The following is a 20,324-nucleotide window of genomic DNA, read 5'->3' as shown; positions in this document are numbered from 1 at the left end:
CATGAACCAAGCCCCCTCCCGCAATCCCGACAAGCCAGCCCCGGGGCCGGCCCCCAGGAACACCACCGGCCTGCCGGCCCCGGCTCGCCAATGGGCCGCGGGGGCGCTACTGTGCTGCATTGGCGTCACGGTACTGGACGCCAATATCGCCAACATCGCCCTGCCGACGATTTCACGGGAACTGAATGTCGCTGAGGCCGATTCCATCTGGATCGTCAACGCCTATACGATTTCAGTGATGGCCACCTTGCTGCCATTGTCGGCGGTGGCCGAGCGCGTCGGTTTCAAGCTCATGTTCCGACTGGGGCTTGCGCTTTTTACGATTGCCTCCCTGCTATGCGCGTTTTCCGGCAACCTGCATAGCCTGGTGGCCGCCCGCATGCTGCAAGGACTGGGGGCCTCATCCATGATGTGCCTGTTTGGCGGCCTGGTGCGCCACATTTATCCGGCTCACAAGCTGGCGGCGGGCATCAGCATCAACGCCATGACGGTTGGCGTCATGTCCGTGGTTGGCCCCTCGGTTGGCGCTGCCATTTTGTCTGTCGCCTCGTGGCAATGGATCTTCGGCTTTACCGTGCCTATCTGCCTGTTTGCCATGTATGCCGCCGGCTATCTGCCAGAGGCGGCCTCACGCAGCAAAGGTCGCTTCGATTACCTGAGCGCCGTACTGAATATTTTCACCTTTGCGCTGCTGCTGATCGGCCTGGATGCCATCGGCCGCAATCCCGGGCGGGGCCTGTTCATGCTTGGCTTGGCTGTGGTCAGCGGCTATGTGCTGATTCGACGCTCATTGCCGCAGGCAACGCCATTGGTGCCGGTTGATCTGTTCCGCTACCCGATATTCAAATACGCCGTGATCGTCTCTGCGCTCACCTTTACCGCGCAGATGATATCCATGCTGGCGCTGCCGTTTTATTATCAACACAATCTGGGCATGCCGCTGCAACAGGTCGGCCTGCTGTTCGGGGCCTGGCCGGTAGGCAGTGTCGTTATTGCTTCGCTGTCGGCAAAGCTCTGCCGCTATTTCAAGGCATCATTGCTGGCTGGTATTGGCGCCGCCCTGATGGCCATCGGCATCATTGCCCTGATGGCGCTGCCTGCCGATATTTCCCTGTGGTATTACGTTGCGCCCATGTTTGTGGCCGGCATGGGTTTTGGCTTTTTCCAAACGCCCAATAACCGCGCCATGCTGCTGTCCACGCCCTTGAAGCGCAGCGGCGCCACCGGTGGCGTACAGGCAACCACACGTCTGTTCGGCCAGGGTATTGGCGCAGCTTGCGTGGCCATCAGTTTTCACGTCGATCCGGTACGTGGACCCATGTATGTGATGGGCTTTGCCAGCTCGCTGGTTATAATCGCCGTTATCATCAACCTGTTCCGCTATGTAAAAGGTCTCGACACCGATGCCTGCTGAAGCAGCCCATCCCACTCGACGCGTCACACTGGCCGTTGCGCTGATCGTAAAGAACGAAGCGCAAAACCTGGCCGCGTGCCTGGATTCGGTCGCCGGCTGGGTCGATGAAATCGTGATCCTGGACTCGGGCAGCACCGATGCCACCGAACAGATTGCCCGCCGTTACACGCAGGCTTTCTACACCAGCACCGACTGGCCGGGATTCGGTCCGCAACGACAGCGCGCGCAAACGCATGTTACCGCCGACTGGATCTTGTGGCTGGATGCTGACGAACGCGTCACGCCGCAGTTGCGTGCCAGCATTGAAGCCGTGCTGCAGAACCCGGCGCCCAATACCATTTATCAGGTGGCGCGATTGTCCTGGGCGTTTGGCCAATTTATCCGTCATTGCGGCTGGTACCCAGGCCACGTTGAACGACTGCACCCTCGGACCCTGACGCAATACGACAATGCTCTGGTGCATGAGTCGCTCGTACTGCCCCCTGGGGCGCAACTTGCAACGCTGCAGGGTGACCTGTTGCACTTTACCTATGCCACCGTCGATGCGCATTTGCGCAAATCGGCAGGCTACGCCATCGCCTGGGCAGAACAGCGGGCCTGCGCCGGTAAAAAGGGATCGCTGGCAACCGCCACCCTGCATGCCGTCGCGCGTTTTTGCAGAACCTATTTCCTGCGCCTGGGCATACTGGATGGCAGGGCCGGCTTTTTGCTGTCAGTCATGGCTGCCCAATCGGTCTTCAATAAATATGCCTGCCTGTGGTCCCGCACCCGGCAGGCCAAGCCGCCGCGCTGATTGTTCACAAACATAGTCATCATGAAAATCCTGCAAGTAAATTTCGAAAAAGGCTGGCGTGGCGGTGAACGCCAGACGCTCTACTGCATGCGAGCGTTCCGGGATGCTGGCCACCAAGTGAGCCTGCTGGCCCGCGACGGCCAGCCACTGGCGCAGACGGCACAACAGGAACACTTTACGGTTGTGACACGCCAGCGGCCGTTTGAACAGGCATGGTATCTGCTGCGGCATGCCCGTGATTTCGACATTGTCCATGTGCAAACCGCCGGTTCGCTTACCTGGGCCGCCATCACGCGCCGTTTTTTCGGCAAGGCGCGCTTGGTATTTACCCGCCGCACCTCCCTGCCCGTCAACCCACAACGACAATGGCGCACCCTAAGCAAGTGGCGCAAGGCGGATCTGTTTGTGGCCATCAGCCAAATGGCTGCGGCCGAGCCACGCCGGCTGGGGATCAATCCCATCCTGATTTCCAGCGCGATCGAGCCCAGACAGATCAACACAGCGCATGCGCAGCAGGTGCGTGACGAATTTGCCATTGGCAACAAAAAAGTGCTGGCTACCAGCGCCGCGCTGGTTTCCGTCAAGGACCCGCTCACCCTAATTCGCGCCATCGCCCGCCTGCACGCGCTGCGCCAAGACTTTATTTTTCTGCACTTTGGCGCCGAGGGCGATTGCTCTGAGCAGGCCCGGGCGCTGATCCAGGAACACGGCCTGCAACAGGTCTATCACCTGGCGGGCTTTCGCCAGAATATAGAAGACTTATATAGCCTGTTCGATGTTTTTGTCATGGCCAGCCGCGAAGAAGCGCTGGGCAGCAGCGTACTGGACGCTTTCGCATTGCGCATACCCGTGGTATCGACCAACGCCGGCGGGCTGGCCGAACTGCTGGACGATGAACGCGGCTACCTATGCGAGACCGGCAATGATGAGCAAATGGCCGCAGCCCTGCAACAGGCGCTGGCACACCCCATAGAGGCCAGATCACGCGCTGACAAGGCATGGCAATACGTGCAGGACCATCATGATACTGGCCGCATGAGCGCGCGCTATCTGGCGCAGTTCGAGCAACTGACCGGCCAGGCCCGATAGCGTCCCACGGATCGTGCATGGCGGTGTACCCATCGCCTCATTGGGTGCTGAAAATAGGTGCTAATCTCCCTGCCCTTATGGCCGACACAGCCTGCATCATTCAGGCTGCAGCAGCGCCATTGGTCTCCATCGCCATGGAGTCAGATTACGCTTCATTGACGCATAACCATCATTGCTGCACGACGCTCTTGCTGTATATCGCACCTCAATCAATGGCAATCTGCGTTTCAAACTTGCTGCGATGAACCGAGAAGAAACTGCGCACGTTCCGCACATTTTTCTGCGCAGTAAAAAAGCGATGAACCAAGGCATGATAGGCCGGCATATCGCGGACCTGCACAATCAATACGAAATCGGGACCGCTGGATACCCGGTAGGCCTGAAGAATGCTCTGCTCCTGGGTCACGCGCTCTTCAAAATCGCTATAGGCTTCTGCCGTCTGCACATCCAGCGTAATTTCAACAATCGCCGTCAGCGTGGTAGCCACAAGGGCAGGATCTACGATCGCCACTGTTTTCTGGATAATGCCATGCGCGTGCAATTGGCGTACGCGTCGCAAGCAAGTAGGCGCCGAAGCGTGCACCCGCTCGGACAGCGCCTGGTTGGTCAGGCCACTATCCTTCTGCAGTTGCTGCAAAATGCGTTTGTCCAGTTCATCAAGTTCCATTTCTTTCCTTGAAAACACACTTTCGAAGTGCCGACTACCTTATTCAATGTGAGCGGGCAACAACACATTTGTGTCTTATTACAGCTTTGTAATGAAATATAATTTCATACAGCAGTCAAAATGAAATATAACATCGTTTCTATTGATTAATGAATGAATATTTCATATGAACTACAAATTAGAACATTAATTTCTTCACTTGAGGTGCACAATACGCTTTTCCTATTCAGAATAAATGGAGTAAACGCATGTGCGGAATTGTCGGCGCTGTGGCGCAACGTAATATCACACCAGTTCTTGTCGAAGGCCTCAAACGGCTTGAATATCGCGGTTACGATTCTTGTGGTGTTGCGGTGCATATGGACGGCGAACTGCGCCGCACCCGCAGCACTCAACGCGTATCGGAACTCGAAACCCAGATCAGCGAAGATCATATCGCCGGCTTTACCGGCATTGCGCATACCCGCTGGGCCACGCACGGCGTGCCTGCCACGCGCAATGCTCACCCGCATTTTTCTGGTCCTGCCAACGGCAAACCGCGTATCGCACTGGTTCACAACGGCATCATTGAAAATCATGACGAACTGCGTGATGAACTCAAGGGCCACGGCTACGTTTTCGAAAGCCAGACCGATACTGAAGTGATTGCCCACCTGATTGACCATCTGTATAACGGCGACCTGTTCGAAACCGTACAGCAAACCGTTCGCCGCCTGACTGGCGCCTACGCCATTGCCGTATTCTGTCACGATGAACCGCATCGCGTAGTCGGTGCACGCCACGGCTCGCCGTTGATTGTTGGTCGCGGAGAAAACGAAAATTTCCTGGCTTCCGATGCCCTTGCGCTGGCCGGCACCACCGACAAAATCGTCTATTTGGAAGATGGCGACGTGGTTGACCTGCAGTTGCAGAAGGTCTGGATTGTAGACATCAACGGCAAAGCCGTGGAACGCAAGATCAATGTCGTGCACGCTCACACCGCCGCCGCTGAACTGGGCCCCTATCGCCACTATATGCAAAAGGAAATCTTCGAACAGCCTCGCGCCGTGGGCGATACCATTGACGGTATCGAATCCATCGAGCCGGAACTGTTCGGCGATGATGCTGCAAAAATCTTCAAGGAAATAGACAGCATTCTGATCCTGGCTTGCGGCACCAGCTATTACGCCGGCCTGACCGCCAAGTACTGGATCGAGTCCATTGCCAAAATCGCAGTGAACGTAGAAATCGCCAGCGAATATCGCTACCGTGATAGCGTACCCAACCCCAAGTCGTTGGTCATTACCATTTCCCAGTCTGGCGAAACGGCCGATACACTGGCCGCGCTCAAGCATGCGCGCACACTGGGCATGGAAAACACGCTGACCATCTGCAACGTGCAGACCAGCGCCATGGTGCGTGAATGCAAACTCAATTTCCTTACCCGAGCCGGCGTGGAAATTGGTGTTGCCTCGACCAAAGCCTTTACCACCCAGCTGGTTGGCCTGTTCCTGCTGGCGCTGACCATCGCCAAAGTCAAAGGCCGGTTGAACGATGTACAAGAGAACCAGTACATCAAACAACTGCGTCACCTGCCTACCGCGATTGGCGCCGTCCTTGCGCTGGAGCCACAGATCATGGCCTGGGCCGACCGTTTTGCCAGCAAGGAAAACGCCCTGTTCCTGGGACGCGGCATGCATTATCCAATTGCCATGGAAGGCGCGCTCAAGCTCAAGGAAATCAGCTACATCCACGCTGAAGCCTATCCTGCAGGCGAACTGAAACACGGCCCGCTGGCACTGGTGACAGAACAAATGCCGGTGGTCACCATCGCACCGAACGACGAGCTGCTAGAAAAACTCAAATCCAATATACAAGAAGTGAGCGCGCGCGGTGGCGAGCTGTATGTGTTTGCCGACAGCGATTCAAAAATCAAGGCCAGCGAAGGCATGCACCTGATTCACATGCCAGAACACTACGGAAAACTGTCTCCGATTCTGCATACCATCCCGCTGCAACTGCTGTCGTATCACACTGCGGTGGTGCGTGGAACGGATGTGGACAAACCAAGGAATCTGGCCAAGAGTGTGACGGTGGAGTAAGGCGAATTTCACTATTCCGATGTTGAAGTAAAGAATAAAGTCAGTCGATTTTTATTTTCCCTTAAGTTCTTCTAATTTTGAGAAAAAGCCACCTAAATTGCCACAATTTAGATGGCTTTTCGTTTCAACATTCTCAATATTCAGACAGCCTTTCACAACAAAACCGAATGCGCTTCGGACACCAAACCGGAACAAGTCGGCTATTCGCACCTATAAGAGAGAGATGGCTATGGCCTTGCGCTTTCGGAGATCCTAAATTTTTTATTCCAGGATTGGCATGGAACGGGGCGTTAATGTTTATATTCTTATTTGCCGTACTCTGCTTATTCATTCAGCCTTATGGCTGGATTGTTACTCTCTCGTTACTGGTCTTGACCATCATTTATTACGCCACCAAGTCCGACATCATCCCCAGTCAAATAGAAATTAAATTACGTATTCAGATCGACACCGACGAAGCATCAAATGGGGCCAGTGTGCGCTCAACCGGCCATCAGAAATGACCATGTTCCACATGCCGAGCCGTTTATCTTTACGCTGTGCATGTGTTTCTGGGAGATAGCGGCCTGGGCATCAGCGTATGGCCCACCGCAGGGTACTGTGCAGCACACTGTACCCTGCCAGTTGTCCTCAAGCGGTGATGAAGGCGTGAACATCAGCGTTGAAGCGTTCGGCTTCCACCTGTGTTAGCCCGTGACTGCCTCCTTCGTAAATCTTCAGCACTGAGTGCTTAACGATCTTGGCTGCTTTGAGAGCAGAAGCAGCGATTGGCACGATTTGATCGTCGGAACCGTGAACAATGAGTGTCGGCTTATCGATCGCTCTTAAGTCCGCTGTGTAGTCAACCTCGGAAAATTCGTGGATACAATCGTACTGGCCCTTGATGCCGCCGGCGAGACCCTGCAGACGAAAACTTTCCCGGAAGCCATCGTTGATTTGGGATCCTTCACGATTAAAGCCGTAAAAAGGTAGAGTCAGATCGTAGTAGAACTGTGACCGGTTGCTTGCCACGCCCGAGCGGATGCCATCGAAGGCCTCGAGCTGCGTTCCTTCTGAATTGTCATCAGTTTGCAACATCAGTGGAGGAACCGCGCCGACCAGCACCACCTTCGCTACACGCCTGGTGCCATGGCGCCCGATGTAATGAGCAATTTCACCGCCGCCTGTTGAATGGCCAATCAGCACAGCGTTCTTCAAGTCCAGTTTTTCAATCAATTCGGCCAGATCATCCGCATACTGGTCCATATTATTGCCGTCCCAGGGCTGGTCGGACCGCCCATGACCACGGCGGTCATGGGCGATGACCCGAAACCCCAACTTGCCAAAATAGAGAAGTTGAGCGTCCCAGGCATCCGATGACAGAGGCCAACCATGAGCGAAAACAATGGTCTGGCCATCGCGCGGCCCCCAGTCCTTAAAAAAAATGTTGGTGCCATCCTTGGTCGTGATCGTGCTCATGGTGATATCTCCTTTTTTGCAATGATTGCGGAGTAAGCCGCGTTGAATTGGTCAGAGGTGAAGGTTATCTTGAAGGTAGGGTCTAACGAAACACACCTTGGTCGCGCGCTGACGAACTAAGAACAATAGGTACCCAGACGAGCCGATGACTGTAATCGAGCAAGGCTCGTTTAGGCACATGCAGTGGATGGTTCGATACCAGCTCAGCACTCGAAAACACTAATTTAAACATCAGCGAGCGGTGTGAAGAGCCTCAGTTTGATCATTCGTCTTTATTTTTAGCCAGGACGGCGATCAAAGTCTGCGCCGCTTCGACCGATGATCCTGGATTTTGGCCGGTGAGAAGCTGACCGTCGAGCACTGTGTGAGCGCCCCAATCCTTGACCCTGGAAAAGATTGCTCCGAGATTAACGAGCTCATCCTCAACAAGGAATGGCACAACCTGTGCTAGACCAACAGATTCTTCCTCTCGGTTGGTGAAGCCGGTGAGATGCCGGCCTTGAACGAATGGCGATCCGTCAGCGTTTTTAACACGATGCAAGGAGCCCGGCGCATGGCAAACCAAACAAATGGTCTTGCCCGCAGCAATAAAGGATTCGATCAATTTGATCGAATGTGAGTCTTCAGCGAGATCCCACATTGGCCCATGACCGCCTGCATAGAAGACTGTGTCGAAGTCCTTCTGGTCGACGGTTTCCAGTCGGACGGTTTGAGCCAGCTGCGCCTTGGCAGCTTCGTCAGCGCTGAAACGCCGCGTCGACTCAGTCTGAAACGCCGGCTCGTCACTCTTTGGGTCAAGAGGCGGCTGGCCGCCCTTGGGAGACGCAAGGGTGATATCAGCACCAGCCTCTTTGAATACGTAGTAAGGTGCGGCCAGTTCTTCGAGCCAGAAGCCCGTTTTCTTGCCGGTATCGCCGAGAGTGTCGTGTGAGGTGAGTACTAGGAGAACTTTCATCGTTTTGATCCTTATGAGATATATTTGGATAAGCCGTTACTTTCGGAATATATTTTTCATTAAAGCCGTTGTGTTGCTCGACGAGTGAATGATGACACCTCTGCACATATTTCAGAAATTTATTTCTTTTATTTTAGATATTGATTTGTGATAATAACTGCATGAAATACGATTTGAACTTGTTGCCCGTATTCATGGCACTAATGGAAGAGCGAAGCGTAACGAGAGCTGCCGTGCGATTGGGTATTACTCAGCCGGCACTTTCCAATTCTCTAAATCGCCTGCGTGATATGCTTCGAGACCCGCTATTCATTCGAGAACGGTACGGCATAAGGCCTACGCCGCTTGCCGAAGAGATCGCCCCGCAGATGGAAGCGGCGCTCGCTCAATTGGATAATCTGATTGTCAATCAGCAACAATTTCGGCCCGCAGACGCCGACCGGCAATTCACCCTAGCACCTAATAGCTATGCGGAGCTCACGCTGATGCCGGCACTTGTCGCGAAGCTCCGCGATCTAGCGCCTGGTATCAAACTACGCTTTACGAACTTCGGCAACGATCTGTCTGAAACCGGAGCCATCTCCGGCAACACCGCTATGGTTCTCGGACGAATTGTCGATCCACCAGACAATCTCATTGTCCAGCATCTCATGGATGAAAGTCTTTCCTGCGTTGTTCGCGCAGATCATCCAAGCATTGGAACCAGTATTTCTCGGCAGCAATACGAAAGTCTCAAACACGTAAACGTGTTGCCTTCTGGCCGCCTACGAGTGGGCCTTTTTCAGGCTCTGGAGAGGCATAATTTGAAGCGTGAGGTTGCCATTTCAGTTACTCATTTTCTCACCGTACCAGAGATGATTGCGGTCACTGATTACTGCGCAACATTGCCCAGTCTGATTTGTCGCAAGCTAGAGCGAGATCAGAGATTAAAAGTCATCCCCGCCCCGGTTGATCTTGGGACCTTTCCACTAGAAATGGCGTGGCATGTCCGCTATCGCAATGACCCTGCACATCGGTGGCTAAGATCGCTCGTCGCCGAAGTAGCTACATTGCTTTAATAAAGTCGATCGATCTTCGCTCTTCTGAAACAGGGACATCACAAACATACCGAGGCACCTATGCTCTCGATTTCAGTCCACCGTGGCAGCTCAGACCACCAAGCGGTTCTCTTCTTTTTGGACGGGAACTTCCGTCCGTAGGGGGGGATACCATGCTTGCTAATATGTATTCAATCTTTTTTCGCAATGAGCCTTTCAAAAGACTTGGATATGCTGTAAACAAGCCAAAAGCCCCAAGCTTTCTGGGTAATAAGTCTTAACGTCTATACTAACCAAGCACGAAGTACTAATGGGACGCAGACATCTGCCCTATGTGTGAATAAAATTTTCAGATAACGGCAAAAATATGAATAAAATATTGTAACCGTGAACATTTTCCGAGAATTCACTACGACCAATTTGTAGGCAGACATGCCAGCGATCTAAACTTGCTGGCCCCCCGCACCGTCATATAAAAAGTATGCGCATTTGTCAAGACATCGCGACCGCTTCTACTACAGGCTTGACGATCTGTTACTGGCTCTCTAACCAACGCTGCGCATCCAGCGCCACCATGCAGCCGGTCCCTGCACTGGTGATTGCCTGCCGGTACACACTGTCCTGAACATCGCCGGCAGAAAAGACATCCGGTATGGAAGGTTGCGTAACAAAGCCCTGCTGGCCCCCAATCCGGATAAACCCGTTATTCATCGCGAGCTGCCCGTCGACGCCACGCCAGACCATTCAGCGATTCACATCCACCACCACGCGGCCCCGTACTTTTCCAGCTAATAATTCACTGGCCAATGCAACTGTCTGCTCCAGCGATATGATTTTCTGGCCGATCACCGCAAGTTTGGCAGGATCGAGATCGCGAGCAATTGAATCCCAGGCAAACTGGCGATGTTTGCGAGGACAATACACACTGTCAATGCCTGCCAGGGTAATGCCACGCAAAATGAACGGTGCTACAGTGGCCGGAAAATCCATGCCTTGCGCCAAGCCGCAAGCAGCCACGATGCCGCCATATCGCGTGCCCGCGCAGACGTTGACAAGCGTATGACTGCCCACACTATCGACGACGCCCGCCCAGCGCTCCTTGGCCAGCGGTTTGCCGGGCGCGCTCAGTATATTGCGGTCAATAATCTCTGCGGCGCCCAGACGCTTGAGGTAATCCGCCTCTTCGGGCCGGCCGGTAGATGCCACGACACGGTAGCCGAGCGTGCTCAGTAACGCCACCGCCACACTGCCGACACCGCCCGCTGCTCCAGTAACCAGGATGTCGCCGTCGCCGGCCTCAAGGCCATGTTTTTGCAGCGCCATAACGCAAAGCATGGCGGTATAGCCCGCCGTGCCGATAGCCATCGCCTGCTCGGATGTTATGGCATCTGGCCGCCGGATCAACCACTCGCCTTGCACTTTCGCCTTCTGTGCCATCCCGCCCCAATGCGTCTCGCCCACGCCCCATCCATTCATAATGACGGTATCGCCTGCCTTGAAATCGAGATGTCTACTTTCCCGCACGGTGCCGGACAAGTCTATGCCCGGAATCATAGGGAATTGACGGACAACCGGCCCCTTACCGGTGATGGCCAGGGCGTCCTTGTAATTTAACGTGGAATGCTGAACGTCGATCAGGACGTCGCCTTCGGGCAGTTGTGCAGTGTCCAGTCGGGTCTGGACAATTCGATACCCCTTTTCGTCCTTATCTATTACCAATGCGTTAAACATTTTCGCTCCTGTGATATTACGATTTAACCTTGTGTCGTTGACCGTCGCCACGCGCTCGGTTTTAAGCTTGTGCCCATGCTGCTGCACTCCTAGTCAACTGTCAAAGCTGCCTGATGCACGCCCTTTCCCCAGCGTTCGTATTCCGCTGCCATGAATCGGCGAAACTCCGGGGTTGGCATCGTGCGCGGCACTGCGCCTAACGCGGCGTACTTGTTGCGCACCGCTTCTGACTGTATTACCTTCATTGCTGCATTGTTCAGCCTGGCCACGCGATCCTGCGGCACGCCCTTAGGCATCATCAGGCCAAGCCATGCACTGAGCCTGAAGTCCTTCACACCCAGTTCGGCGATTGTCGGTATGTCCGGAAAGGCCGGCAACCTTTCAGAGTAAGTCGTCGCCAAAAGCCGTAAATTGCCGGCGCGTATCTGTGTTTGGGTAACGGCTACAGTATCGATGGCTGCCTGAACCCCGCCGCCGACCACGTCTGCCATCGAGCGAGCACTGCCGGAATAGGGTATATGCGCGATTTTCATCCCTGTATGCTGCTTAAGTTCTTCCATTCCCAAATGCGACAGCGTGCCGTTCCCAGACGATGCATAGTTCAGTTTACCCGGGTGGTCTTTCACATAGTTGACCAGTTCCTGATAGGAATGTGCGGGCAATTTGGGATTGACCACCAACAGCATGGGGAGATCCGCCACTAACGCAACAGGTTCGAAATCACTGAGTGTCGCATAGCCCACATTTTTATAAAGATGGGGATTGACCACGAGAGAAGCCAGCGCTGCCAGTACCATGGTGCTACCATCTGGTTCACTGCGTTTGAGCGCCGCCAGGGCCACGCTGCCGCCTTGGCCTGGTCGATTCTCCACGATGAAATTTTCCTGCAGTTCGCGTGACAGTTCCTGCGCAAGCAGGCGTGCAACCTGGTCTGTCGCCTGCCCTGGAGGAAACCCAACAATAATCCTGTTTACCTTATCGCTTTGTGCCTGGGCGATTGAAGCCGCCATCGCCATCAATAGGCAAAAAATCAGCCTTTTCATCACTAGTCTCCTTCAGTTGTTGTTAGACCTGACCTCGTTCTGCTGCCGTCTATATCACGCCCTGATGGCGCATTTCTTCAATTTCCTGATCGTTAAAACCCAACGAGGCATACACGGCCTCGTTATCCTGGCCGATACCAGGCCCCGTGCTGTGAACCTTCCCTGGCGTTTCGGAAAAGCGCGGTACAACACACTGCATACGCACGGGCCCCAGCTCGTCGTCAACTACAGTAACGATGGCTTCGCGTGCCTGAAAATGCGGGTCAGCCATGACATCCGAGGCATCGTAAATTGGCGAAAACCCGACATGTGCGCGATCCAGCCGTTGCTGCAACTGCTGAAGTGTCAGGCTAGCGATGCGCTCGGAAAGCATGCCATCCAGCACCTCTCGATGAATGACACGCGTGGGATTGTCTACGAAGCGGGGATCCTCCAACAAAGCCTGCAGATCCAGGGCATGGCATAGCCGCTCGTAAATGCTTTGGGTGGATGCCGCAATGGACGCCCATTTGCCATCCTGAGTGCGATAAATATTGCCGGGCGCCGCGTACTGACTCAAATTGCCCGAACCGACCCGCGTTGCTCCCAACTGGTCATATTCGATGGCGAGAAAATCCAGGGTCCGTAACATGGCTTCGGTAACGGAGACATCGATTTCCTGCCCATTGCTATCCGGTTGCGCGCGCAGCCGACTGAGTTCAGCCAGGATACCGATCGCGCCAAACAAACCACCCACCGCGTCCGAGACGGGATAGCCCAGATGCATTGGACTGCCCCCCTCTTCGCCGCACATGCGGGTAAAACCGCTCATTGATTCGAAAACGCGCGCGAAACCAGGACGGTTACGATACGGACCTGTCTGCCCAAAGCCTGTTACACGCAAGATGATGAGACGTCGGTTAATACCATGCATCCAGTCCCTGGTGATACCCCAGCGGTCCAGGGTATCAGGCCTGAAGTTTTCGACGATCACATCGAATTCTGGCAAAAGTCGTTCCAGCACGGTTTTCGCGCCCGCCTTGCGCAGATCAAGCGTTATACCGCGCTTGTTGCGATTCGTCACTTTCCACCAAAGGGGAACGCCATTCTTGTGCGGCGCCAAGGCGCGCAGGCCGTCGCCTATGCCGGGCAATTCCACCTTAAGGACTTCTGCCCCCAAGTCTGCCAGCAACGTCGACGCATATGGCCCTGCTATAACCGTCGACAAATCAAGAATACGTAGACCATTTAGCGGGCCGTGAGCGTTGTCAGAAGTCAAAATGCTTGTTCCCTGGAAGTTGTAATCTGTAGACGATTCTAGGGCCTTTCATATATGATGAATGCGTAGTTTCGGGATATCAGATATGTGATTTATGCAATTCTGACCGAAGCCCAAAACAAACAGGAAAAACAGCCCGATATGGCCGATACAGTCGACTCCTCCATCGCAGTTGCAGGCTTGAAAGCCGCTATCCGGGTAGCCAGCCATGGTAGTTTCTTGCGTGCCGCCATTTCGATGGGCGTCTCGCAATCCCAATTGAGCAGACGGGTGGCCGGTCTGGAGAGCCGTTTAGGCCAAAAACTCTTTCATCGCCACGGTCGTGGCGTCGCGTTGACCGATTTTGGGCAACGCATCATGCCGCGCGTTCAATCCCTGATAGCCGAACTGGAAGCTTTTGATGCTCTGGTGTCTGATACCCGGGCTCAATTATCAGGAGACGTCACGGTTGGTGTCATTCCATTGGTGTCGCGCCATTTGGCATCCAGCCTGGTACGCCGTCTGCAATCAACGCATCCGGGCATCCGGTTGCGAATGCTGGAAGCCTATAGCGGGCAGGTCGAGGAATGGCTAAGCTCGGGGCGTGTTGATATTGGCGTGTTCAATCGCTACGGCGGCGCCCGACCGGTTTATGCCGACCCGCTCATGCGTGGACAGGTATCAGTCATAGGCACGCCCGATCACCCCTTGTTTCGGCAGAAGGATATTCCCTTTAATGTTCTGCAGGCAATTCCAATCGCCATGCCAGCTCGCCCCAATAGTCTTACAGACCACATCCTTGGTGCTGCGGCCAATCACGGAATCTCGCTCAATATTGCCTTGGAGGCCGGCACCTCGTCGCTGATTCAGGAAGCCATGCTAGCGTCCGGTCTTCTCACCCTGTCCCCTGCAGGCACCTACGTCAAAGCCATCAGCAACAACCAGTTAACCGCTCGTCACTTGTGCAGCCCAAGCGTGCAGCAAACCACCTGGATCGCTACATCCAGGCAGCATCCATTGACAGCAGCCTCGCGCGCTGTAGAAAAATTCATTAAAGAAATTTTGTATACGTCGACACAGTGACAGACAGGCAACAGATACAGAGAAAATGCCAACGGTGTTTGGTGCACCGCGCCAGCACCCAAGCGCCGAAAATCATACCAATTTTGGCGCTTTTTTTGTGCCGCTTCGCGGCACGACGCATATGCTTTCACCGCAAAAGCACTGTCCTGCTTAAAATCAACATGCCGATTAAGAATTATTAGGCAGCGGCGGTTATGATTAAAGCAAACCATAGATACCATGGCCATGGGAGTAACCTATGCATGGCGCGATCAAGATGATCGAAGGATACAGTGGCGGGTGCGACCTTTCATGCGCCCAGCCCAGACGCACAGGAAATAGATGATGATCGAAATAGGTGCACTGGCGCAACTGCGGCATTGATCAATAACTAAATACCATAGGAGTCAATACAATGAACGAAAAAAAAGCAATCCTCGTCGTGGGTGCCGGAGATGCAACCGGAAGCGCCATCTCCCGGCGTTTTGCGCGTGAAGGCTATATCGCCTGCATGACACGCCGTAATGCCGACAAGCTGGAGCCGCTGGTCAAACAGATCGTCGATGACGGCGGCCAGGCGCATGGCTTTGGCAGTGACGCCCGCAAGGAAGATCAGATGATAGAGTTGGTCCAGCATATCGAAAGCACGATCGCGCCCATCGAAGTAGCGGTGTTCAATATCGGAGCAAACGTTCAATTCAGCATTACCGATACCACTGCCCGAGTCTATTCGAAAGTCTGGGAAATGGCGTGCTTTGCGGGCTTTCTGATGGGGCGCGAAGTGACCAAGGCCATGTTGCCGCGCGAACGCGGCACCATTATTTTCACGGGGGCAACAGCAAGCCTAAGGGGACGGGCCAATTACGCCGCCTTTGCCAGCGCCAAGCACGGCCTGCGGGCGTTGGCGCAAAGCATGGCGCGAGAACTCTGGCCCAAGGGCATTCACGTGGCGCACCCGATTATCGACGGCGCCATCGATACCCAGTTTATTCGCGAAACCTTCCCGCAGCGTTATGCATTAAAAGACCAGGAAGGCATTGTGGACCCCGAAAGCATTGCCGAAACGTATTGGCAGATTCACCAGCAGCCGCGTAATGCCTGGACACACGAAACGCAATTGCGTCCGTGGATGGAAACCTGGTAAATATTGGTCGCACCTTCACGCGCGACATTCTTTCTAAATTGATTATTCCTGAATAAAGGCATTGTCCATGCAAACCCCTTCAATTGATTTTATGTTCGATTTTGGAAGTCCTAACGCTTACTTTTGCCATAAAGTGATTCCCGATATTGAAGCGAGAACAGGAAAGACATTTCATTATGTGCCGATCTTGCTTGGCGGACTGTTCAAACTGACAAATAACCAGTCCCCTGCCAATGCCTTCGCGCATATCGCCAACAAGCGAGCCTATGACGCACTTGAGGTTGAGCGTTTCATCAAAAAACACAAGCTGAGCCAGTATCGCAGAAACCCCTATTGGCCGGTCAATACGCTAAAAATCATGCGTGGGGCCATTGCCGCAGAAAAACTCGGTGTTTTCGACACCTATGTAGACGCTGTTTTTTCCTGCATGTGGGAACAGGAACTGGATATGTCCGACAGCGATACCATCCTGCGCGCACTTGAGCAGGCAGGGATCGATGGCGCAGCAATCATGGAGCTGTCGCAGCAAAGCGATATCAAACAACGCCTGATCGACAACACACAGCAGGCGTGCGATCGCGGTGCTTTTGGTTCGCCGACCTTTTTCGTGGGAGACGATATTTACTTCGGGAAAGACCGATTGGCGCAGGTGGAAGAAAAAATAAATGAACATGCTGTAACTACACGATAAGCAACTGATGCTTCGGCGCCCGCCTTAAAGTTCCCGAACTTATCGCGCTAAGCGTTGAGTCGCAAGCCGGACGTACCTTTATCACTCTTAAGAATCGGCAATAATTGCCGGAGGGACAAACGCCTGCACCTGACCTGGCTGCGGACCCAATCGTTCAATTTCAACCTTCGCCAATTGTCCGCTGCACCCCTGCGACAGGGCAGATGTGGGTAAATCTGTTGTTAACACATTGGGGTTACCATGGCGGCATTCAGGGCGCTCGGCACGCGGGTCGACGGGATCATACCAGGCACCTGTGGGCAACTGCACGACGCCGGGCATGAGGTCTTCCGACAGTCGGGCTGCGGCGTGACAACTGCCATGTTCGTTATAGAGACGTATAAGATCTCCATCCATGATGCCGCGCGCTTTGGCATCAACATGATTGATGGAGCACACTTCACGTCCGCAAATTTTTTGCGAAGCGCTGTATTTTCCATAATCCAGCTGGCTATGCAGCCGGGTACTCGGTTGGTTGGCAATCAACCAAAGGGGAAATTGCCCAGTAGGTATTACCTTCTTGGTTAGCCATGTCGGATGGCGGGTACAGTCTGGATAGTTAAAGCTCGCAATACGGTCTGAGACAATCTCGATCTTGCCGCTGGGTGTTTGCAGGGGATATTGGGTCGGATCCTGGCGAAAGCGTCTTAATATACCGCCGTCATCCGCCGCGAGTATCCTGCATTTTCTGCAGTTCACATATTCAATTTCTCACATTGTGAAGCACACAGTGTCCACGTATGATTGGCGAATTGGAAATAATAACAGTATCGATAAGGGTTTTTTCATTATGAAAAACATGATCAAGGCCTATGATATCAAGGACTTATAATTTTAGCCGGATTTGGACGCACCTCTGACCGCTCACGTGGAATTTAACTATTGCACCTGTTTGACGCTCTCACGGATTTTCTATATTATGACCATATGGTCATTTTTATGGATGCACTATGAAATCCGTTACTATTGTTGAAGCCAAATCACATTTTTCGGCCCTGCTCGCCCGGGTTGAGGCTGGCGAGGAAATCGCCGTCACGCGTCATGGCAAAGTTGTGGCACGCCTGATTCCGGATCACCCAGTCGTTGCGGCAGACGCTTTTCGTGAGTTTTGGATGGATAAAGACGATATTGACCTTTCACCTCCGGAGGATCCCCAGGCGGAACCGGTAACCTCATTGGATGATTAAACCGTGGCCGCGCTTTATCTTTTGGACACTAACATCCTGATCGCTGCCTTGAAAGGACAAGCCGCCGTAAAACAGCGCCTGGAAACCCTGCCGCTTGACAGCATCCGCTTATCGACAGTCGTGCTCGGGGAGTTGGAATTTGGTGCAGAAAAGAGTGCATATCGTGAGCGCAACCGCGCGCGGCTTGTAAGTATGGCCCAGCAATTACAACTGGTCGGTATTGATGCTGCCACCAGTCGCCAATACGGACTGGTGCGGGCGGATTTGGAGCGCCAGGGCACTCCGATCGGGGCCAACGATACATGGATCGCGGCACAGGCTTTGGCAATCAAAGCCATACTGGTAACAGACAATGAGCGGGAATTCTCGCGCGTACCCAACCTGCAGATAGAGAACTGGCTGGTACGATGATGCTGCTACGGCGAAACAAAACTCCCCCGGATATCACCTGGCATCGCTAAAATCCAACTACGCCAGCACCGCCTCGCTCGCGGTTTTGCAAAAATTGCGCCGATAGTTCGATGGCGAGGTGCCCAGTTGGGCGGCAAATTGCTGGCGCAGGGCCAGGGTTGTCCCAAAGCCCGCTTCTGCTGTGATGCGTTCAATAGACAAATCTGTTGTCTCCAGCAAATGCTGTGCCCGGGCAACCCGCTCGGTATTAAGCCACCGGTTGACGGTTGTGCCGGTTGCTTCCCGGAAGCGTCGGGTGAAGGTGCGCCGGCTCATCTTGGCCACGCTGGCAAGCGTATCCAGCGACAACGGCTCCTGCAGATGCTCGCGCGCCCATTCCAGCACGCCAGGCAAACGATTATTGTCGGCAAGTTTTGGGACGGGTCGCTCAATATACTGCGCCTGTCCGCCAGGTCGATGGGGCGGCGTCACCAGCAGCCTGGCGACATGGTTTGTCGCCTCGTACCCTTGATGCTCGCGCAGCAAATGCAGGCAGCAGTCAATGGCGGCAACGGTGCCGGCAGACGTAACAATGTTGTCATCGGCCACATAAAGCACGTCAGGACGAAACAAAGTCTGCGGAAAACGCCGCGCAAACACGTCGCGCGCCACCCAATGCGTGGTCGCCTCTCTGCCATCGAGCAAGCCTGCATCGCCCAGCACAAATGCTCCAAGACACAAACCCACGATCAGCTTGCCGTTGGCGTGTGCTTGGCGCAGTGCAGTGGTGAGTTCCTGGGGCGCAGGCACTTGCGGGTCGCTCCAGGCGGGAACAATAATGATATCGGCCTGCTGCAAAGCCTGCAGACCATCCGGCACCTCGATCATGACCCCCTGATCAGTGCGTATCTGACCAGGCGTCAGAGCAACGTACTGCAGTTTGTATCGAGCCGGACCTGACTCGTTATTGGCGCCCAGGACAAGGCCGGGAACCGAGAGGTGAAAAAGGCTGACGTCATCAAAGGCCAATACGGCCACGCGAATACAGGACATGAGTAAACAACCGATAGGAATGGAGGATTGACCTGATTTTAACCTATATATTGTTTCAGGCCATAAAATTAACCATGCTTTGGCCTGTTTTTATCTATTATTGTCATTCAGGCCACTTTTGCAAAATACCTGCCGACCACACAATAGAGGCTCTTCTTTAATCAAGCGATACATCGGAGTAGCTACATGTCTATGAAAACGATCATCAGTTCCCTGGCGCTGGCCCTGAGCCTGACCACGGGCGCTGCATTTGCCCAAACCAAGGCAACCACTGCCGCCCCCACCACAGAACAAGTGCAGTTGCAGCAGATTCGCAACGCCACGGTAAAAATCACGTACGCCGACACCACTTTTCTAATTGACCCGATGCTGGCCAAAAAAGGCACCTACCCGGGTTTTGAAGGGACCTACCGCAGCAACTTGCGCAACCCGCTGGTCGAACTGCCGATGTCCGAGAAGGATGTCATTGCCGGCGTCGATGCAGTCATCATCACCCACACCCATCTGGATCACTGGGATGAGGCCGCCCAGAAACTGCTGCCCAAAGACATTCCGCTTTTTGCACAGAATCAGGCCGATGCAACAATGATTCGCAAACAAGGCTTTACCAACGTGCGCATCCTGTCCGATAAGGTCGAGTTTGGTGGCGTAACGCTGCGCAAGACCGGCGGACAACATGGCACAGATCAAATGTATGCCGTACCAGAAGTGGCCAAGGCGCTTGGCCCAGCCATGGGCGTCGTTTTCCAGGCGCCTGGTCACAAGACACTGTATCTTGTGGGTGACACTATCTGGCGCGACGAAGTGGACCAGGCGCTGGCTCAGTACGATCCGCAAGTCATCGTAATCAATGCCGGGTATGCCATGATGAGCGACTTTGAAGATTCCATTATCATGGGCAAGGAAGACGTGCTGCGCGCTTCTCGGGTAGCCCCGCAGGCAACGATTGTCGCCACGCATATGGATGCAATCAACCATATGGCCCAGACCCGTAAAGAGTTAAAGGCATATGCGCAGGAAAAGGGCATCCAGGATCGCGTGCAGATCCCCGAAGACGGGGCGACAGTGCAGTTCTGATTACACGCAAGACTGCGCTGGGCGTTACAGGCGAGCTTCACTCGTTGCGTACATTTCAGGATGGCCTGGAGTCCGACTGTAAGCAACGATTGAGCAATAAAAACCTTAGGGTCCGAGACGCCTGTACCGTACCAATGGCTGTAGCCCGCTTACACGGGCCGCTGACCGGCAAAACA

At 54.1% G+C, this 20,324-nt stretch carries 19 protein-coding genes and 1 pseudogene; 11 read left to right on the top strand and 9 right to left on the bottom strand.

Annotated features, from left to right (window positions below; translation table 11 throughout):
- Position 1 precedes the first annotated feature (1 nt).
- From INT32_RS17290 to INT32_RS17280, 3 genes are read left to right on the top strand one after another with little or no spacing between them, the layout of a single operon-like run.
- Complete coding sequence (locus INT32_RS17290; protein ID WP_193089957.1) at positions 2-1,414, top strand: MFS transporter; 1,413 nt, start codon at positions 2-4, stop codon at positions 1,412-1,414.
- The gene (locus INT32_RS17285; protein WP_193089956.1) at positions 1,404-2,207 is read left to right on the top strand and encodes a glycosyltransferase family 2 protein; all 804 of its coding nucleotides are present in this window, start codon (positions 1,404-1,406) and stop codon (positions 2,205-2,207) included. Before INT32_RS17290 ends, INT32_RS17285 begins: the two co-directional genes overlap by 11 nt.
- A gap of 21 nt (positions 2,208-2,228) precedes the next feature.
- Complete coding sequence (locus INT32_RS17280) at positions 2,229-3,296, top strand: glycosyltransferase (RefSeq protein WP_193089955.1); 1,068 nt, start codon at positions 2,229-2,231, stop codon at positions 3,294-3,296.
- 205 nt (positions 3,297-3,501) lie between these two features.
- Here the strand turns inward: INT32_RS17280 and INT32_RS17275 are convergent, their stop codons facing one another.
- Entirely contained in the window at positions 3,502-3,963 is a 462-nt protein-coding gene (locus INT32_RS17275; protein WP_193089954.1) for an Lrp/AsnC family transcriptional regulator, read from the bottom strand.
- Between the two features lie 248 nt (positions 3,964-4,211).
- Between INT32_RS17275 and glmS the strand changes: the two genes are divergently transcribed.
- On the top strand, positions 4,212-6,044 hold the full coding sequence (gene glmS, locus INT32_RS17270; RefSeq protein ID WP_193089953.1) for a glutamine--fructose-6-phosphate transaminase (isomerizing): 1,833 nt from the start codon (positions 4,212-4,214) through the stop codon (positions 6,042-6,044).
- Between the two features lie 630 nt (positions 6,045-6,674).
- Here the strand turns inward: glmS and INT32_RS17265 are convergent.
- Positions 6,675-7,502 carry an alpha/beta fold hydrolase gene (locus tag INT32_RS17265; RefSeq protein WP_193089952.1) on the bottom strand — a complete coding sequence of 276 codons (828 nt, stop codon included), beginning with the start codon at positions 7,500-7,502 and terminating at the stop codon, positions 6,675-6,677.
- A 262-nt stretch (positions 7,503-7,764) separates the two neighbouring features.
- The gene (locus tag INT32_RS17260) at positions 7,765-8,457 is read right to left on the bottom strand and encodes a type 1 glutamine amidotransferase domain-containing protein (RefSeq protein ID WP_193089951.1); all 693 of its coding nucleotides are present in this window, start codon (positions 8,455-8,457) and stop codon (positions 7,765-7,767) included.
- Between the two features lie 161 nt (positions 8,458-8,618).
- On the opposite strand from INT32_RS17260, the gene INT32_RS17255 reads away from it, so the two are divergent.
- A complete protein-coding gene (locus INT32_RS17255) occupies positions 8,619-9,515 on the top strand; it encodes a LysR family transcriptional regulator (RefSeq protein WP_193089950.1) in 897 nt (298 codons plus the stop codon).
- A 513-nt stretch (positions 9,516-10,028) separates the two neighbouring features.
- Here INT32_RS17255 and INT32_RS17250 read toward each other — a convergent pair.
- The 4 genes and pseudogenes from INT32_RS17250 to INT32_RS17235 all read right to left on the bottom strand — a co-directional run.
- Positions 10,029-10,217 (bottom strand): annotated as a pseudogene (locus INT32_RS17250) (thioredoxin-disulfide reductase); the annotation flags it as partial.
- A 21-nt stretch (positions 10,218-10,238) separates the two neighbouring features.
- Positions 10,239-11,225: an MDR family oxidoreductase gene (locus INT32_RS17245; RefSeq protein ID WP_193089949.1), complete on the bottom strand. Its 987-nt coding sequence runs from the start codon at positions 11,223-11,225 to the stop codon at positions 10,239-10,241.
- A gap of 89 nt (positions 11,226-11,314) precedes the next feature.
- Positions 11,315-12,268, bottom strand: coding sequence for a tripartite tricarboxylate transporter substrate binding protein (locus tag INT32_RS17240; RefSeq protein WP_193089948.1), 954 nt, complete (start codon positions 12,266-12,268; stop codon positions 11,315-11,317).
- 49 nt (positions 12,269-12,317) lie between these two features.
- The gene (locus INT32_RS17235; protein WP_193089947.1) at positions 12,318-13,526 is read right to left on the bottom strand and encodes a CaiB/BaiF CoA-transferase family protein; all 1,209 of its coding nucleotides are present in this window, start codon (positions 13,524-13,526) and stop codon (positions 12,318-12,320) included.
- Positions 13,527-13,613: 87 nt separating this feature from the next.
- Here INT32_RS17235 and INT32_RS17230 point away from each other — a divergent pair, with 87 nt between their 5' ends.
- The 3 genes from INT32_RS17230 to INT32_RS17220 all read left to right on the top strand — a co-directional run bounded on the left by INT32_RS17230 (position 13,614) and on the right by INT32_RS17220 (position 16,402).
- Positions 13,614-14,588, top strand: a complete 975-nt coding sequence (locus tag INT32_RS17230; RefSeq protein ID WP_193089946.1) for a LysR family transcriptional regulator — start codon at positions 13,614-13,616, stop codon at positions 14,586-14,588.
- A 394-nt stretch (positions 14,589-14,982) separates the two neighbouring features.
- Positions 14,983-15,711, top strand: a complete 729-nt coding sequence (locus INT32_RS17225; protein WP_193089945.1) for an SDR family oxidoreductase — start codon at positions 14,983-14,985, stop codon at positions 15,709-15,711.
- 67 nt (positions 15,712-15,778) lie between these two features.
- The gene (locus INT32_RS17220) at positions 15,779-16,402 is read left to right on the top strand and encodes a 2-hydroxychromene-2-carboxylate isomerase (protein ID WP_193089944.1); all 624 of its coding nucleotides are present in this window, start codon (positions 15,779-15,781) and stop codon (positions 16,400-16,402) included.
- 87 nt (positions 16,403-16,489) lie between these two features.
- Here the strand turns inward: INT32_RS17220 and INT32_RS17215 are convergent, their stop codons facing one another.
- Positions 16,490-17,140: a molybdopterin dinucleotide binding domain-containing protein gene (locus INT32_RS17215; protein ID WP_370540254.1), complete on the bottom strand. Its 651-nt coding sequence runs from the start codon at positions 17,138-17,140 to the stop codon at positions 16,490-16,492.
- A gap of 251 nt (positions 17,141-17,391) precedes the next feature.
- On the opposite strand from INT32_RS17215, the gene INT32_RS17210 reads away from it, so the two are divergent.
- Positions 17,392-17,628, top strand: coding sequence for a type II toxin-antitoxin system Phd/YefM family antitoxin (locus INT32_RS17210; protein WP_193089943.1), 237 nt, complete (start codon positions 17,392-17,394; stop codon positions 17,626-17,628).
- A 3-nt stretch (positions 17,629-17,631) separates the two neighbouring features.
- Positions 17,632-18,039: a PIN domain-containing protein gene (locus INT32_RS17205; protein WP_193089942.1), complete on the top strand. Its 408-nt coding sequence runs from the start codon at positions 17,632-17,634 to the stop codon at positions 18,037-18,039.
- A gap of 57 nt (positions 18,040-18,096) precedes the next feature.
- Here the strand turns inward: INT32_RS17205 and INT32_RS17200 are convergent, their stop codons facing one another.
- On the bottom strand, positions 18,097-19,071 hold the full coding sequence (locus INT32_RS17200; RefSeq protein WP_193089941.1) for a GlxA family transcriptional regulator: 975 nt from the start codon (positions 19,069-19,071) through the stop codon (positions 18,097-18,099).
- A gap of 186 nt (positions 19,072-19,257) precedes the next feature.
- Between INT32_RS17200 and INT32_RS17195 the strand changes: the two genes are divergently transcribed.
- Positions 19,258-20,148, top strand: a complete 891-nt coding sequence (locus INT32_RS17195; RefSeq protein ID WP_193089940.1) for an MBL fold metallo-hydrolase — start codon at positions 19,258-19,260, stop codon at positions 20,146-20,148.
- The last annotated feature ends 176 nt before the right edge of the window (positions 20,149-20,324 follow it).

The organism is Advenella sp. FME57 (assembly GCF_014897675.1).
Classification (GTDB): Bacteria; Pseudomonadota; Gammaproteobacteria; order Burkholderiales; family Burkholderiaceae_B; genus Advenella.
The sequence above is the reverse complement of the archived record's forward strand: the minus strand, read 5'-3'. Positions and strand labels throughout refer to the sequence as shown.

What these genes read in the sequence shown, in the direction of transcription:
- INT32_RS17200 (WP_193089941.1), bottom strand. Translation starts at nt 19,071, where the DNA reads ATGTCCTGTATTCGCGTGGCCGTATTGGCCTTTGATGACGTCAGCCTT.
- INT32_RS17225 (WP_193089945.1), top strand. Translation starts at nt 14,983, where the DNA reads ATGAACGAAAAAAAAGCAATCCTCGTCGTGGGTGCCGGAGATGCAACC.
- glmS (WP_193089953.1), top strand. Translation starts at nt 4,212, where the DNA reads ATGTGCGGAATTGTCGGCGCTGTGGCGCAACGTAATATCACACCAGTT.
- INT32_RS17220 (WP_193089944.1), top strand. Translation starts at nt 15,779, where the DNA reads ATGCAAACCCCTTCAATTGATTTTATGTTCGATTTTGGAAGTCCTAAC.
- INT32_RS17195 (WP_193089940.1), top strand. Translation starts at nt 19,258, where the DNA reads ATGTCTATGAAAACGATCATCAGTTCCCTGGCGCTGGCCCTGAGCCTG.
- INT32_RS17280 (WP_193089955.1), top strand. Translation starts at nt 2,229, where the DNA reads ATGAAAATCCTGCAAGTAAATTTCGAAAAAGGCTGGCGTGGCGGTGAA.
- INT32_RS17240 (WP_193089948.1), bottom strand. Translation starts at nt 12,268, where the DNA reads ATGAAAAGGCTGATTTTTTGCCTATTGATGGCGATGGCGGCTTCAATC.
- INT32_RS17275 (WP_193089954.1), bottom strand. Translation starts at nt 3,963, where the DNA reads ATGGAACTTGATGAACTGGACAAACGCATTTTGCAGCAACTGCAGAAG.
- INT32_RS17255 (WP_193089950.1), top strand. Translation starts at nt 8,619, where the DNA reads ATGAAATACGATTTGAACTTGTTGCCCGTATTCATGGCACTAATGGAA.
- INT32_RS17245 (WP_193089949.1), bottom strand. Translation starts at nt 11,225, where the DNA reads ATGTTTAACGCATTGGTAATAGATAAGGACGAAAAGGGGTATCGAATT.
- INT32_RS17290 (WP_193089957.1), top strand. Translation starts at nt 2, where the DNA reads ATGAACCAAGCCCCCTCCCGCAATCCCGACAAGCCAGCCCCGGGGCCG.
- INT32_RS17285 (WP_193089956.1), top strand. Translation starts at nt 1,404, where the DNA reads ATGCCTGCTGAAGCAGCCCATCCCACTCGACGCGTCACACTGGCCGTT.
- INT32_RS17210 (WP_193089943.1), top strand. Translation starts at nt 17,392, where the DNA reads ATGAAATCCGTTACTATTGTTGAAGCCAAATCACATTTTTCGGCCCTG.
- INT32_RS17265 (WP_193089952.1), bottom strand. Translation starts at nt 7,502, where the DNA reads ATGAGCACGATCACGACCAAGGATGGCACCAACATTTTTTTTAAGGAC.
- INT32_RS17260 (WP_193089951.1), bottom strand. Translation starts at nt 8,457, where the DNA reads ATGAAAGTTCTCCTAGTACTCACCTCACACGACACTCTCGGCGATACC.